This window comes from Erwinia sp. MYb375, assembly GCF_037479175.1.
Classification (GTDB): Bacteria; Pseudomonadota; Gammaproteobacteria; order Enterobacterales; family Enterobacteriaceae; genus Erwinia; species Erwinia rhapontici.
Genome location: NZ_JBBGZS010000014.1, coordinates 648,009 through 662,066 on the forward strand (window position 1 = coordinate 648,009; position 14,058 = coordinate 662,066).

Sequence of the window (14,058 nt, forward strand, 5' to 3'; positions counted from 1 at the left end):
CTTACTGTATTGGGGCGAGAGGCGGTGCTTCAAGGCCCGGCGCCTAATTCTGGCGTAAAAACCGATCCATCATCCAGCCTGGCAGCAAACGGCGCAACAGGGTAATGGCATGGGTCACCATCGTCACAGGATAGCGCAAACGCGGGTGGCGGCTCTCCAGCGCATGCCGCAGCTTCGGCAGAATCGCCTCCGGCGGCAACGTAAAGCGGGCGGCGATCCCGGGATTTTTCACCGGTTTATCCTGCTGCGCCTGCCGGACGTTATCGGTAAAGCGGGTATGAATCGGTCCCGGTTCAATCAGGCTGACGCGCACGCCGCTGCTGTGCAGCTCCATCCGCAGGGCATCGGACCAGGCCTCCAGCGCGTATTTACTGGCGGCATAGGCACCACGCCCGGGTGTTGAGATCAGCCCCATCACCGAGCTGGTATTCACAATGCGCCCGTTAGCGGCGATCAGCGCAGGCAGCAGCAGTATAGTGAGCTGGTGGGTACCGAACAGATTGGTGGCAAACTGCTGTTCTAGCTGCTGACGCGATACCGACTGCAAAGGACCATAAACGCCGAAGCCCCCATTATTGAACAGGCCTGCCAGGCGGCCATCACACAGCGCCAGGATCTCCCCGGCAGCATGCTCGACGCTGGTGGCGTCATCCAGGTCCAGCAAGACACCGCTAAAACCCAGTTCGTTCATGCGTTCCACATCCTGCGGTTTACGGCAGGCCGCGATAACATGGTAGCCACGGCGCAACAGATCGTTGGCGGCCACCAGGCCAATGCCGCTGGAACTGCCCGTAATAACAATACTTTTTTGCATAACTTTACCTGTCACGGCACTCAGAGCCGGGTCACTCATGCTTAACTAGGGGAGCCAGATTTTTGGCCATCAGATCGGCGATAAATGGCTGTGCCGCAGGGTTAGGATGAATGCCATCGTCCTGCATCCATTCCGGTTTCAGATAAACCTGTTCCATAAAGAACGGCAGCAGCGGAATGGCGTGTTCCTGAGCCAGCCTGGGGTAAATGGCTGCGAAGGATTCGCTATAACGCTTGCCGTAGTTTGGCGGTATACGTATCTGCATCAGAATCGGCTGCGCTTTGGCGGCCAGCGCCAGTTTAATCGCCTGATCCAGGTCCTGCTCCACCTGCTGTGGGGCAAAACCGCGTAATGCATCATTGCCACCCAGTTCAATCAGTACCCAGCGCGGCTGATGTTGTTTCAGCAGTGCAGGAAGACGAGCCAGCCCCTGCGTCGCGGTGTCACCGCTTATGCTACCGTTAATAATGGTGGGGGATTTTTTCCATTTATCATTGAGTAACGCAGGCCATGCGGCACTGGCAGACATGCGGTAACCGGCGCTCAGACTGTCGCCGAGTACCAGCAGCGTATCTGCCGCCGTTGCGCGCAGCGTCATAAAAGCCAATAAGAACAGGAAAGGGTAATGCCAGCGGAAAACATTCTTGAAGTTCATCGTCTTAGTAAGTCCGTCGGTCAGGGTGAGCATCAGCTTTCCATCCTTACCGGAGTTGAGCTGGTTGTCAAACCGGCTGAGACACTCGCCCTGATCGGCGAATCGGGATCGGGCAAGTCGACGCTGCTCGGGATTCTGGCCGGGCTGGATGACGGCAGTGAAGGAGAGGTGATGATGCTCGGCCAGCCGCTGCACACGATGAACGAGGAGCAGCGGGCTGAATTACGGGCGAAGAATGTCGGCTTTGTTTTCCAGTCGTTTATGCTGGTACCGACCCTGAATGCTCAGGAGAATGTCCAGCTTCCGGCACTGCTGCGTGGTGAAAGCGATCGTCAGAGCCGTGAGCAGGCAGCCGCACTGCTGGCGCAACTTGGGCTGGGCGAGCGTCTTACCCATCTTCCCGCTCAGCTTTCTGGTGGTGAGCAGCAGCGCGTGGCGCTGGCCCGCGCCTTTAATGGCCGCCCGGCGCTGCTGTTTGCCGATGAACCAACCGGTAACCTTGATCGCAAAACGGGCGATCGTATTGCCGACCTGCTGTTTACGATGAACCGTGATTATGCCACCACGCTGATCCTCGTCACTCACGATGAACAACTGGCCGCGCGCTGCGATCGTCGGCTGCGGCTGCGTGATGGCAAGCTGTGGGAGGAAGCATGATTTGGCGCTGGTTCTGGCGTGAGTGGAAATCGCCCTCGCTGCTGATTGTCTGGCTGGCGTTAACGCTGGCAGTGGCCTGCGTGCTGGCATTGGGCTCACTCAGTGACCGTATGGAAAAAGGCTTAAGCCAGCAGAGCCGTGACTTTATGGCGGGTGACCGCACGCTGCGCAGCAGCAAAGCCGTGCCTGATGAATGGCTGGCGCAGGCGCGTGCAGACGGATTGCAGGTAGGGCGTCAGCTCAGCTTTATGACCATGACGTTTGCCGGAGAGACCCCGCAGCTGGCATCGGTGAAGGCGGTGGACGACCTCTATCCGATGTTCGGCCAACTGACGACCGCACCCGTCGGGCTGAAACCCGCAGCGGGTACCGTGCTGGCTGCACCGCGCCTGCTGGCATTGCTGGAGCGTAAAGCCGGGGACCCACTGGACGTGGGGGATACCACCCTGCGTATCGGGGGGGAGGTGATCCAGGAGCCGGACGCGGGCTTTAACCCGTTCCAGACCGCACCGCGTCTGCTGATGAACCTGGCCGATGTGGAGAAAACCGGGGCTATCCAGCCCGGAAGCCGCATCACCTGGCGCTATAAATTCTCCGGCACTCCGGCGCAACTGGCGCGTTATGACCGCTATATCGAAGAGCGGCTTACACCCGACCAGCGCTGGATCAGTGTGGAAAACAGTGAGGATGCGCTGGGGAAATCCATGCAGCGCGCCCAGCAATTCCTGCTGCTGTCAGCCCTGCTGACGCTGATGCTGGCGATTGCCGCCGTGGCCGTGGCGATGAGCCATTACTGTCGCAGCCGCTACGATCTGGTGGCGGTACTGAAAACGCTCGGGGCTAACCGCACCGCACTGCGTAAATTGATTATCGGCCAGTGGCTGGCAGTGCTGCTGCTGGCGGCGGTGGTGGGCAGTGCCATTGGGCTGGGCTTTGAAGCACTGCTGCTGCGGATGCTGCGCCCGGTGTTGCCCGGTGAGCTTCCGGCTGCCAGTGCCTGGCCGTGGCTGTGGGCGGTGGGATCGCTGTTTGTCATCTCGCTGCTGGTCGGGTTACGCCCTTACCGCTTACTGCTGGCGACCCAACCGCTGCGCGTCCTGCGCCGCGATGCCGTGGCGAATATCTGGCCGCTGAAGCTGTATCTGCCTGCGATGGCGGTGGTGGTGATTGGCCTGCTGGCTCTGCTGGTGGGGGGCAGCAAACTGCTGTGGGCGCTGGTGGCAGGGATTGTGCTGTTGTCGCTGCTGTTGGGTGCCATTGGCTGGGGCGGCCTGCTGCTGCTGCGCCGTCTGACGTTGCGTAATCTTGCCTTTCGTCTGGCGGTGAACCGACTGCTGCGTCAGCCCTGGACCACACTCAGCCAGCTGGCGGCGTTTTCGCTGTCGTTTTTGTTTCTGGCATTTCTGCTGGTGATGCGTGGCGATCTGCTGGATCGCTGGCAGCAGCAACTGCCGCCGGGCAGCCCGAATTACTTCCTGTTAAATATTACCGAGCCGCAGGTGCCACAGGTGCAGGCCTTCCTGCAACAGCATCAGGTGAAGGCGGAAACCTTCTATCCGGTGGCACGTGTTCGTCTGACCGGCATCAACCAGCAGCCTGCCGATCCGGCGCAGGATGAATCCCTGAACCGCGAGCTGAACCTGACCTGGCTGAAGGATCTGCCGGATCACAACCCGATGACGGCGGGGAGCTGGCCGCCAAAAAATGGGGAGGTCTCCATTGAGCAGGAGCTGGCAAATCGTCTGGGCGTGAAGCTGGGAGATACGCTGACCTTTACCGGTGATACCCAGGAGTTCAGTGCAAAAATCAGTAGTATGCGTAAAGTCGACTGGGAAAGCCTGAAGCCGAATTTCTTCTTTATCTTCCCTCCGGGCGCGCTTGATGGGCAGCCGCAAACGTGGCTGACCAGCTTCCGTATGGATAATGACAATGCCACGCTGGCACAGCTTAATCGTCAGTTCCCGACTCTCAGCCTGCTGGATATTGGCAGCATTCTGAAGCAGATAGGTCAGGTGCTGGCGCAGGTCAGCCAGGCGCTGGAGATTATGGTGATCCTGGTGACCGCCTGCGGCGTGCTGCTGTTACTGGCGCAAATCCAGGTGGGCATGCGTCAGCGACGTCAGGAGCTGGTGGTCTACCGTACGCTGGGTGCCAGTAAAAAACTGCTGCGCGGTACGTTGTGGTGCGAGTTTGCGCTACTTGGTGTGGTGTCCGGTGTTGCAGCGGCTATTGGTGCCGAAGCGGCGCTGTGGGGGTTGCAACGCAAAGTGTTCGACTTCCCGTGGCAGCCTGATTTCGTGCTGTGGCTGGTACTGCCGCTGACCGGCGCGCTGCTGCTCTCATTGTGCGGCGGCTGGTTAGGCGTGCGCTTACTGAAAGGGAAAGCGCTGTTCAGAGGGTATTACGCAGGATAGTGAAAGGAGGCCGGTGAAAGCCGGCCTCTTTACTTTTGAGCTTAACTATTATCGTTTTTGTCAGGGAATACAGGGCGGATAAGTTTCATCTCTACGCCAAGACGGATGGCATGCTTCGCGTTGTTCACGCCTAATTTTTTCACAGCGTTGGCGATATGATATTTCACTGTTGTCAGTTTTACTCCGGTAATAATCGCTATCTCCTGATAGGACTTCCCCACACTGACCCAATATATGATTTCATTTTCACGATGAGAAAATATATTTCTATTGTTCATTTTTTCGAAATCGCTGTCAATCTGCCGTTTCTGGTACAGATACATTGTTTTTTCATGGGTTGTTATCAAAAGCATGTGAAGCTTGTTTTTGTTTTTCAGGATAATGTCTTCGATGTTATTGTTACATTCATTCTCTGAAAAAATGGAGAGCATAACCAGATTATTGTATTGGTCGTGGAGTACAAAAGTATAACCATTGATAATGTCATGATTACGTGCCATGTCAAAAAAACTGAGTGATTTTATTCCCTGACTGAGCAAGAAGTTCTCATCCCACGAAAAAGGAGTAATGCGGTTTAATGCCGTAATGACAACCGGATCAATAAACTGAAAGTTGTTTTGTTTATAGATGCGGAACCATTCTTGTCGGTTAGAAATGATAGCAACATCGACAGGATTACTTTTACTCATGATCGCGTAAACATATTTTATGTCACTAAAAGTCGACAGCTCTTTTTCAAAGTGACGTTTTATAATGGAATTAATAGTTGAATTGTTAAAAAATTCAGCGCGCATATTATACTCTCCCTGTAAAATTACTTATCCTTAATTTACTTTGAAGATATTACCATGGTTGTTGTTATCCGGCTAATCTGGGGGTATTACGAAGAGTGAGATTTTCATTGAAGGTGAAAGCTATATCAAAAAGTAAAGGAAACCCTATAAACGGGTTCCCTGGTGTGGACAAAGTATGCGGCTAAAGACTGAAAAGGGACTAGATGTGTACTATTTTTTATAGCAGGGAGCATAGACCATAAGCGCCGAGGATGTAGCTGTACTTTAGTACAGTCAGGCACTCGCCATTTTCAGAATTTAGCATTTATTAATGGGGCAGGTGGCTGTAGGGGCTGACCTTCTGTTTCAGTCAGCCCGTAAGGCAAAGGGATTAACTCAGCTTCTCAACCGCCCAGGCAATCCCGCTGGCGTATTCTTCCGGCAGCAGCGGCACCAGCGCGTTCAGCGCATGGCTGAGGGCCTGTGGGCTGACGTCGGACAGATTCAGGTGGCCCACTTTACGCCCGGCACGCACTTCCTTCTCATACCAGTGCAGGTGCACCAGCGGCTGCTCCAGCCACGCCAGATTGACGTCAGTGCCAATCAGGTTGACCATCACCGAGGGTGTGCTGACGACAGGCGTTGGCAGTGGAAGGTCGAGAATAGCCCGCAGATGCAGCTCAAACTGGCTGATGGATGCGCCGTTCTGCGTCCAGTGACCGCTGTTGTGTACGCGTGGCGCCAGCTCGTTGATCAGCAAACCTTCCGGTACCACGAAACACTCCATCGCCATCACACCAACGTAGTTCAGCTCGTTCATGATGGCGGAGAGCATACGCTCGGCCTGCTGCTGATGCTGCGCATCCACATCCGGCAATACTACGCTGGTGCGCAGAATACCGTCCTGATGCAGGTTGTGCGTCAGCGGGTAGAACACCGTGCGGCCATCGTGGCCACGTGCGCCGACCAGCGACATTTCGCCAGAGAAGTTAATTCCCTGCTCAACAATACACTCGCCGTAGCAATCAGCAGGCAGTGATGCGGTTTCATCTGCATGCAGGCGCCACTGGCCGCGCCCGTCATAGCCGCCGGTGCGGCGCTTAACGATGGCAAGGGAACCGAGTGTGGTGAACACCTGCGCCCACTCATCTGCACTGGAGAGCAACTGCCACGGCGCGGTTGCCAGACCCAGTCGGTCCAGCAGTTGCTTCTGGGTCAGACGGTCGGCCAGCAGCGGGAAGATATCGCGGTTCACAAAGGCGTTATGGCTGGCCAGTTCACGGGTTAATGCCGTTTCAGGCCAGCGCTCGATTTCGGCAGTGATCACGCTCTGCGCAATGGGCAGGGAGTCGGGTTCCGCATCCAGGCCCACCGGATAGACGGCAATACCCAGCGGCTCACCCGCCTGGCGCAGCATCCGTCCCAGCTGACCGTTACCTAATACACAGACCGGCTTCATGCATCCACCCGTGGGTCCGGGTTATTCAGCACTTCATCGGTCTGGGTCTGACGCCAGTGATTCAGGCGAGCGGCCAGTTCGGCATCGTGCAGTGCGAGGATCTGTGCGGCCAGCAGGGCGGCATTGGCGGCACCGGCTTTGCCAATCGCCAGCGTGCCCACAGGAATGCCGCGTGGCATCTGCACAATAGAATACAGGCTGTCGACACCGCTCAGTGCGGCACTCTGCACGGGCACGCCCAGTACCGGAACCAGCGTTTTTGCTGCCAGCATACCCGGCAAGTGCGCCGCGCCGCCTGCACCTGCGATAATCACCTGATAGCCATTATCCGCTGCCTGTTCGGCAAAGCTGAACAGTTTGTCCGGCGTGCGGTGTGCAGATACCACTTCGCAGTGAAACGGAACGTCAAGGCTGGTGAGAACTTCCGCGGTAAATTGCATGGTTGCCCAGTCACTTTTGGAACCCATAACAATAGCAATGCGGGCCGGTGCGGCGTTGGATGACATGCGGGTCTGACTCCTGTGATTGTGATACTTCACCTGAATGGCGCTGTGGGCTTACCAGGTGGGAAGGGCACAGAGAATATCACGACTGAGCGGCAAGGAAAACGGTTGCGTGGCGCGAAATAGCGCCGGGTTTCGCCAGGTTTTTGAATCAGAACGGGAAGGAAATCAGGCTTATTTCATCGCTACTGACTTTGATCATCGAGCCTTCTTCATGCCAGGCCCCCAGAACCAGACGTTCAGCCGCTTTGCCGTTGATCAGCAGAGGATGCACCGCAGGGCGATGAGTATGACCGTGGATCAGCCACTGCACCTGATGGCGGGCCATCACGTTCACAACGGCCTGCTGATTCACATCCATGATCGACTGGGATTTACTGCTATTAGCCTGGCGGCTTCCGGCGCGCATTTTCAGCGCAATGCGCTGGCGCACAAACAGGGGAAGGGCGAGGAACAGGGTTTGTAACCAACGTTGCTGTACTTTGGCGCGAAAGCGCAGATAGCCTTCGTCATCAGTACACAGCGTGTCACCGTGCATGATCAGCACCTGCCTGCCATACAGATCCAGCACCTGCTCTTCCGGCAGCAGCGTCATGCCGCAGGCTGTTGCAAAGCGCTTGCCCACCAGGAAGTCACGATTGCCGTGAATAAAGTAGCAGGGGATAGCCAACTGGCGCAGAGCCGTCGCGACCTCCGCATGCAGCGGATTAGGGTCATCGTCGCCGATCCAGGCTTCAAACAGGTCACCGAGAATATACAGCGCGTCAGCATGCTGTGCTTCACGGCGTAAAAAATGCAGAAAACCGGCAGTGATTGCCGGTTCTTCAGTACACAGATGGAGATCTGCGATAAACAGCGTGTGCGACATTATTCGCTGACGGTGACTTTCTGGATGATCACGTCGTCTTTTGGTACGTCCTGGTGCATGCCGCTGCGGCCGGTAGACACGCCTTTGATTTTCTCAACAACGTCCATACCTTCAACTACTTCGGCGAACACGCAGTAACCGAAGCCCTGCAGGCTTTCATCACGGAAGTTCAGGAAGTCGTTGTCAGCCACGTTGATGAAGAACTGGGCGGTAGCAGAGTGTGGCGCCTGGGTACGAGCCATTGCCAGGGTGCCTTTGGTGTTCTTCAGGCCATTGCTGGCTTCGTTGCGGATCTCGTCTTTGGTGTCTTTCTGCTTCATGCCCGGTTCAAAACCACCGCCCTGGATCATAAAACCGTTGATCACACGGTGGAAGATGGTGTTGTCGTAAAAACCTTCGCGGCAATATTCAAGGAAGTTTTTAACGGTAGCCGGTGCTTTATCATCGAAAGTCTTGATGACGATATCGCCATGATTAGTCTGGAAAGTGACCATATTCTCATCCTGTCAGGGTTGGAGTATTTAACATTGGGCGCCGGAAACTGAGACTCACGTCTGTTCCGTGCGACAGACGGCTCTTATATCACAAAATGTGATGGCTCGTCAGCCCTGCTGCATAAAGGAAGTGTGGATAACCTTGCTTTGCGTAGCGCTGAGGGTAAAAATACGTCAGAATGATCAATTCATCATTTTTTCGCTAATCCCGCACACGCTAAAACGGAATGTCTCAATGCTAAAGATTTTCAATACCCTGAGTCGTCAAAAAGAGGAATTTAAACCTATCCATGCCGGTAAAATCGGTATGTACGTGTGTGGCATTACCGTTTACGACCTCTGTCATATCGGACACGGCAGAACCTTCGCGGCATTTGATGTGGTCGCGCGTTACCTGCGTTACAGCGGCTATGAGCTGAACTATGTGCGTAACATCACCGATATTGATGACAAAATCATCAAACGTGCGAATGAAAACGGTGAGACCATTGAGCAACTGACCAATCGTATGATTGCCGAGATGCACAAGGATTTCGCCGCGCTGAATATCCTGCCGCCGGATCTGGAACCGCGTGCAACACGCCATATTCCTGAGATTATCGAGCTGGTCAGCAAACTGATCGCCCGTGAACATGCTTATGTTGCCAGCAACGGCGACGTGATGTTCTCCGTCGACAGCGATCCTAATTACGGTTCGTTATCACGCCAGGATCTGGAACAGCTCCAGGCCGGTGCGCGTGTGGAAGTGGCGGTTGACGTTAAACGCAACCCGATGGACTTCGTGCTGTGGAAGATGTCGAAAGCGGATGAACCCGGCTGGGAATCTCCATGGGGAATGGGGCGCCCGGGCTGGCACATTGAGTGCTCGGCGATGAACTGCAAACAGCTGGGTGAGCACTTTGACATCCACGGCGGCGGTTCTGACCTGATGTTCCCGCATCACGAAAACGAAATTGCCCAGTCCACCTGTGCCCACGATGGCCCGTATGTGAACGTCTGGATGCACTCCGGCATGGTGATGATTGATCGCGAGAAGATGTCCAAATCGCTGAACAACTTCTTTACCGTGCGTGATGTGCTGGAGCATTACGATGCGGAAACTGTGCGTTACTTCCTGATGTCCGGTCACTATCGTAGCCAGCTGAACTATGGCGAAGATAACCTGAATCAGGCGCGTTCCGCGCTTGAGCGCCTCTATATTGCTATCCGTAACACCGATGCCAGCGCTGAAGTAGCGGGTGGGGAAGAGTTTGAAGCCCGCTTCCGCGCCGCGATGGATGATGACTTCAATACGCCGGAAGCCTACTCGGCGCTGTTTGACCTGGCGCGTGAAGTCAACCGCCTGAAAGATACGGATAAAGCGGCGGCGAACGGCCTGGCTGCGCGCTTGCGTACGCTGGCTGGCGTGCTGGGCCTGCTGGAGCAGGATCCGGAGCAGTTCCTGCAAAGCGGTGTGAACATCAACGATGAAGAAGTGGCGCAGATTGAAGCGCTGATCCAGATGCGTATTGATGCTCGTGCGGCAAAGAACTGGGCGCAGGCCGATGTGGCACGCGACAAACTCAATGATATGGGTATCGTGCTGGAAGATGCCGCAGGCGGCACCAGCTGGCGCCGTAAGTAATCTGCCGACGGGCCGCAGGCCCGTTGCGGATGCACAAAAAAAAACCGCGACCCGCGGGTCGCCTTTTTATTTCACAGCCGGAAAATCAGGCCGTCACGGTGACGCTTTCACCGTCAAACTCAACCTTCTGACCCGCCACAATTTTGCAGCGCTTACGGGTTTCCTTGACGCCATTTACCGTCACATGACCGCCAGAGATCATGATTTTCGCCATTGCGCCGCTTTCTACCCAGCCTTCCAGTTTCATCAGGTCGCACAGGTCGACATGGGGATGATCGCCCAGAGAGAAGTTTGCCATTATGCTGTTGCTCCATTGTCGTTGTTTTCGCAGGCCTGCAGGGTGTTCTGGATCAGGGTGGCAACCGTCATCGGCCCCACGCCGCCCGGCACGGGCGTAATGTAAGAGGCACGCTCAGATGCCACATCAAACTCCACGTCACCCACCACTTTGCCGCTTTCCAGACGGTTAATACCGACATCAATCACGATCGCACCTGGCTTGATCCACTCACCGGGGATAAAGCCAGGTTTACCGACGGCCACCACCAGTAAATCGGCGTGTTCGATATGGTGACGCAGATTTTTGGTGAAACGGTGGGTCACGGTGGTGGTGCAACCGGCCAGCAGCAGTTCCATACTCATCGGACGGCCAACAATGTTGGAAGCACCGACGACAACGGCATTCAGGCCGAAGGTATCAATGTTATAGCGCTCAAGCAGCGTAACAATACCGCGCGGCGTGCACGGGCGTAGTTTCGGTGCGCGCTGACACAGGCGGCCCACGTTATACGGGTGGAAGCCATCGACGTCTTTTTATGGCGCGATGTGCTCCAGGACTTTCACGTTGTCGATGCCCGCAGGCAACGGAAGCTGCACCAGAATGCCGTCGATTTCTGCGTCGTTATTCAGTTTGGTAATCAGGTCGAGCAGTTCCGCTTCGCTGGTGGTGGCGGGAAGGTCGTAAGAACGTGAGAGGAAACCGACCTCTTCGCAGGCACGACGCTTGCTGCCAACATAAATCTGCGAAGCCGGGTTTTCGCCCACCAAAACCACGGCCAGACCAGGCGCACGTTTACCTGCTGCGAGACGTTGCTGAACACGTTCTGCAACCTCTTGTCGCACCTGCTGCGCAATCGTTTTACCGTCAATAATTTTTGCTGCCATCAGAGAGGGGATCCATCTGTTTTGAGTTAAATCGGGGATTGCGCCTATTTTGTCAGAAGCGCGCCCCGCTGTCAGGCAGAGATTCAATCGTTGAGGTGCATTCATCCAGCGACTGAGGTGTTCCACTAAGCCACAACCACACTTACCGGGTCATTCCCGGTTTATTCCTAAATCTTTCTGGTACTGACTGTGCCAGGATGACTTTGTAACACGGCAAATCATCTAAAAAGAGAAAGAGGGAATAATGAAAAAGACTATTATTGCACTGTCTGCTTTGCTGCTGGCTTCTCCGGTTTTCGCCGCAACGACCACCGATAACACCGTTGCTGAAGCGCATAAAGGTGCTGATACCGCCAAAGAGAAGCTGCATAAGTCCCAGAATGAGGGGGCCGAGATGAAGCTGAAGGCCAAACATGCCGCAGAAGGTGAGAGCAACTCAACCAGCAGCAAGGTTTCTGAAGGCAGCCAGAAGGCCTGGAACAAAACTAAAGAAGGCACCGAAAAAGGCTGGGATAAAACCAAGCAGGGTGCAGAAGAGTTGAAAAACAAAGCGACCAACTAAGGCGCTCTGTTCAGTCACTCAGAAGATAAGCCCACCGTCAGGTGGGTTTTTTTATGGGCGCCTTATTGCTTCTGCCTCTGTGGCGACAGACAAAACGCATACCGCTTACCCTGATTGCCTGCCCGTAATGAGATAAAGCTTAGATACTGTTCATAACTTCAGCATTAGGGAGCACCAGGCGGTAAAAACGTTGACTCAGCAGGATCCCACCGTATAATTCGACGCAATCACAATGCGCCCTTAGCTCAGTTGGATAGAGCACCGGCCTTCTAAGCCGTAGGTCACAGGTTCGAATCCTGTAGGGCGTACCAATTCCTCCCCCCCCCCAGAATTATCCCCCCAGATCGTTAAATTTCTTATAAATCAGCCAATCAGATCAAATTCTCTATTTTTACGTTGTTTTCCAATCAAACCCGTCCTTTACGGCAGGTCATTACGCGGCCAGGGTCGATCACCAGCAAAGCTTAAAACAGCATACCCATCAGGAATATTTTCCCGAATAAGATGCATGCATGATTCGCAATTTTTGAAAACGATCCCGATTTGCGATAAGGCGGGAATGCTGACGACACCCACCCAGCGACAGGGGCTACCAGAGCAAGTCACCCCGTATTAAGGGTCGACAAATCCGGGTATATGTACTGAATTTCCTGCCTGAAAATGGCCAGCCAGATTAGAGGATTCTCCTACATTCGTAGTTAAGGTATGGGTTCCTTGGTTTGGTTGTCTCAGTGATTAATGTTAATTTATTTTAAAGTGTTTTATCTTTGAATCTGAATCAGTACTTAACCAACAAAGGGTTGTTTTGAGTCAATATCTGGTTTGTTGAATATCTTCCACCTGGTTCACTGCGGAACAAAATAACTACGGAATGTTTGATATAGCCTGAGAATTGCAGGCTTTTTTTTAGGTAGCGTTGATCAAAAGCGGATTGTTCTGATATAAATTTGCAGGCGTCTATGGGACGCAGTAGACACTAAAAGCATCATAATATTGGGACATTCGAAGGGGCGATACATGAAAAAAATTGTTTTAGTGACAATCCTGTCACTCTTTGCACTCACAGCAACCGCAGCAAACAAGCCTTGTTCTGGAAAGAAGGGCGGGATTTCTCACTGTTCCGGCGAAAAGTTCGTTTGTAATGATGGTTCAATCAGTAAGTCGAAGAAGATGTGCCGATAGACTGGAAAATGATTAGCGGTACTCTCGCTTCTTGTCGGTATTTACTGAGGCTTTTGCATTTGAGGTGTGGAGTGACCCCGAGCCCGTAGACAGTTTCTGTCCTCACGGCGAGGCCTTTTCGAAGGCCTCCGGACTGACGCCACCGAGATGGCTGTGACGTCGGGTACGGTTGTAGAACTCTTCAATGTAATCGAAAATATCTGCCCGGGCCACAGCGCCGTGTTTTTGTATCGTGACGGCATAAGTAACTTATCATCTGCAAATCTCATGTTATTGCCTCAAGACCAGTTGGTCACTCACATATAAGGCCCGCATAAATTACCTATATCTTATCTATAGGCAGAAGTGGTGTGTTCTGACTATGTTATGGCAGACGTCGCGTGATTTGCCTATATGGCGTACTTCCCCTCCCTCTACGCGATATGAGCTCCACCAGCACTTGCTCAAGTATTATACCGTCTGCGTGAAGGAGGGCGGTTACCAGTGATATTTAGGCCTCAGCATACGTCCCCTTAAGCCCCCATGCTTTCAGCAGTAGCGTCCTTATCGTGATACGAAAACCTGAGTGATAGGGTGACTGCCAACAACCTAAAAGCCTTCAATTTGAGAGGACCATGGTGAAGATTAAAGTTCAAGTAGCAAGTTTTCCATACCTGGAGATAAACGCCACGGGAGGTTCTATTGTCATTAAAATTGGCGCATTAGCCGGGCAATTAGGGGTTCTGACCGGATCAATTTAAGGTGGCAATAAAAACAGGTCACGTTCGTCGCAGAACTGGATGAAGGTAGGAACTTGATGGGAACGACGGACAATAAAAACCCTCCCTGGACTTAAGGCCGTAGTGATGAAGTTTTGAGGCACTGATGGAAAGCGTTTCCCCTAAAATTT

The 14,058-nt window shown here is 53.9% G+C and carries 13 protein-coding genes, 1 tRNA gene and 2 pseudogenes; 6 read left to right on the forward strand and 10 right to left on the reverse strand.

The genetic code is table 11. The annotated features are described in order from the left end of the window. Nucleotides 1–43: 43 nt before the first annotated feature. Together WH279_RS09650 and tesA are read right to left on the reverse strand one after the other, a co-directional pair. On the reverse strand, nucleotides 44–814 hold the full coding sequence (locus WH279_RS09650; RefSeq protein WP_339456116.1) for an SDR family oxidoreductase: 771 nt from the start codon (nucleotides 812–814) through the stop codon (nucleotides 44–46). Nucleotides 815–845: 31 nt separating this feature from the next. After that, entirely contained in the window at nucleotides 846–1,469 is a 624-nt protein-coding gene (gene tesA / locus WH279_RS09655) for a multifunctional acyl-CoA thioesterase I/protease I/lysophospholipase L1 (RefSeq protein ID WP_200641412.1), read from the reverse strand. On the opposite strand from tesA, the gene ybbA reads away from it, so the two are divergent. Beyond that, nucleotides 1,440–2,126 carry a putative ABC transporter ATP-binding protein YbbA gene (gene ybbA / locus WH279_RS09660; protein ID WP_339456118.1) on the forward strand — a complete coding sequence of 229 codons (687 nt, stop codon included), beginning with the start codon at nucleotides 1,440–1,442 and terminating at the stop codon, nucleotides 2,124–2,126. The two genes, tesA and ybbA, sit on opposite strands and share 30 nt — an antisense overlap. Further along, nucleotides 2,123–4,540: a putative ABC transporter permease subunit YbbP gene (gene ybbP / locus WH279_RS09665; protein WP_339456120.1), complete on the forward strand. Its 2,418-nt coding sequence runs from the start codon at nucleotides 2,123–2,125 to the stop codon at nucleotides 4,538–4,540. The genes ybbA and ybbP overlap by 4 nt, the downstream gene beginning before the upstream one ends. A 41-nt stretch (nucleotides 4,541–4,581) precedes the next feature. On the opposite strand, the gene WH279_RS09670 is transcribed toward ybbP, so the two are convergent. The 5 genes from WH279_RS09670 to ppiB all read right to left on the reverse strand — a co-directional run bounded on the left by WH279_RS09670 (nucleotide 4,582) and on the right by ppiB (nucleotide 8,637). Further along, on the reverse strand, nucleotides 4,582–5,334 hold the full coding sequence (locus WH279_RS09670) for a helix-turn-helix transcriptional regulator (RefSeq protein ID WP_339456122.1): 753 nt from the start codon (nucleotides 5,332–5,334) through the stop codon (nucleotides 4,582–4,584). A gap of 370 nt (nucleotides 5,335–5,704) precedes the next feature. Then, on the reverse strand, nucleotides 5,705–6,772 hold the full coding sequence (gene purK / locus WH279_RS09675) for a 5-(carboxyamino)imidazole ribonucleotide synthase (RefSeq protein ID WP_339456124.1): 1,068 nt from the start codon (nucleotides 6,770–6,772) through the stop codon (nucleotides 5,705–5,707). Next, nucleotides 6,769–7,278, reverse strand: coding sequence for a 5-(carboxyamino)imidazole ribonucleotide mutase (purE, locus tag WH279_RS09680; protein ID WP_339456126.1), 510 nt, complete (start codon nucleotides 7,276–7,278; stop codon nucleotides 6,769–6,771). Before purE ends, purK begins: the two co-directional genes overlap by 4 nt. 148 nt (nucleotides 7,279–7,426) lie before the next feature. Then, nucleotides 7,427–8,143, reverse strand: a complete 717-nt coding sequence (lpxH, locus tag WH279_RS09685) for a UDP-2,3-diacylglucosamine diphosphatase (RefSeq protein ID WP_339456128.1) — start codon at nucleotides 8,141–8,143, stop codon at nucleotides 7,427–7,429. Beyond that, entirely contained in the window at nucleotides 8,143–8,637 is a 495-nt protein-coding gene (ppiB, locus tag WH279_RS09690; protein WP_200641421.1) for a peptidylprolyl isomerase B, read from the reverse strand. The genes lpxH and ppiB overlap by 1 nt, the downstream gene beginning before the upstream one ends. A 235-nt stretch (nucleotides 8,638–8,872) precedes the next feature. Here ppiB and cysS point away from each other — a divergent pair, with 235 nt between their 5' ends. After that, the gene (cysS, locus tag WH279_RS09695; RefSeq protein WP_339456131.1) at nucleotides 8,873–10,261 is read left to right on the forward strand and encodes a cysteine--tRNA ligase; all 1,389 of its coding nucleotides are present in this window, start codon (nucleotides 8,873–8,875) and stop codon (nucleotides 10,259–10,261) included. Nucleotides 10,262–10,346: 85 nt separating this feature from the next. On the opposite strand, the gene ybcJ is transcribed toward cysS, so the two are convergent. Beyond that, entirely contained in the window at nucleotides 10,347–10,559 is a 213-nt protein-coding gene (ybcJ, locus tag WH279_RS09700; protein WP_133845703.1) for a ribosome-associated protein YbcJ, read from the reverse strand. Further along, a pseudogene (gene folD, locus WH279_RS09705) lies at nucleotides 10,559–11,425 on the reverse strand (bifunctional methylenetetrahydrofolate dehydrogenase/methenyltetrahydrofolate cyclohydrolase FolD). Before folD ends, ybcJ begins: the two are co-directional and overlap by 1 nt. Nucleotides 11,426–11,669: 244 nt before the next feature. Between folD and WH279_RS09710 the strand changes: the two are divergent. The 3 genes from WH279_RS09710 to WH279_RS09720 all read left to right on the forward strand — a co-directional run bounded on the left by WH279_RS09710 (nucleotide 11,670) and on the right by WH279_RS09720 (nucleotide 13,169). Then, nucleotides 11,670–11,987 carry a hypothetical protein gene (locus tag WH279_RS09710; RefSeq protein WP_200641423.1) on the forward strand — a complete coding sequence of 106 codons (318 nt, stop codon included), beginning with the start codon at nucleotides 11,670–11,672 and terminating at the stop codon, nucleotides 11,985–11,987. Nucleotides 11,988–12,221: 234 nt separating this feature from the next. Then, nucleotides 12,222–12,298 (forward strand) — tRNA-Arg (locus WH279_RS09715). A gap of 706 nt (nucleotides 12,299–13,004) precedes the next feature. Continuing rightward, entirely contained in the window at nucleotides 13,005–13,169 is a 165-nt protein-coding gene (locus WH279_RS09720) for a YdcA family protein (RefSeq protein WP_339456133.1), read from the forward strand. 102 nt (nucleotides 13,170–13,271) lie between these two features. On the opposite strand, the pseudogene WH279_RS09725 reads toward WH279_RS09720, so the two are convergent. Beyond that, a pseudogene (locus tag WH279_RS09725) lies at nucleotides 13,272–13,385 on the reverse strand (IS3 family transposase); the annotation flags it as partial. Between the last annotated feature and the right edge of the window lie 673 nt (nucleotides 13,386–14,058).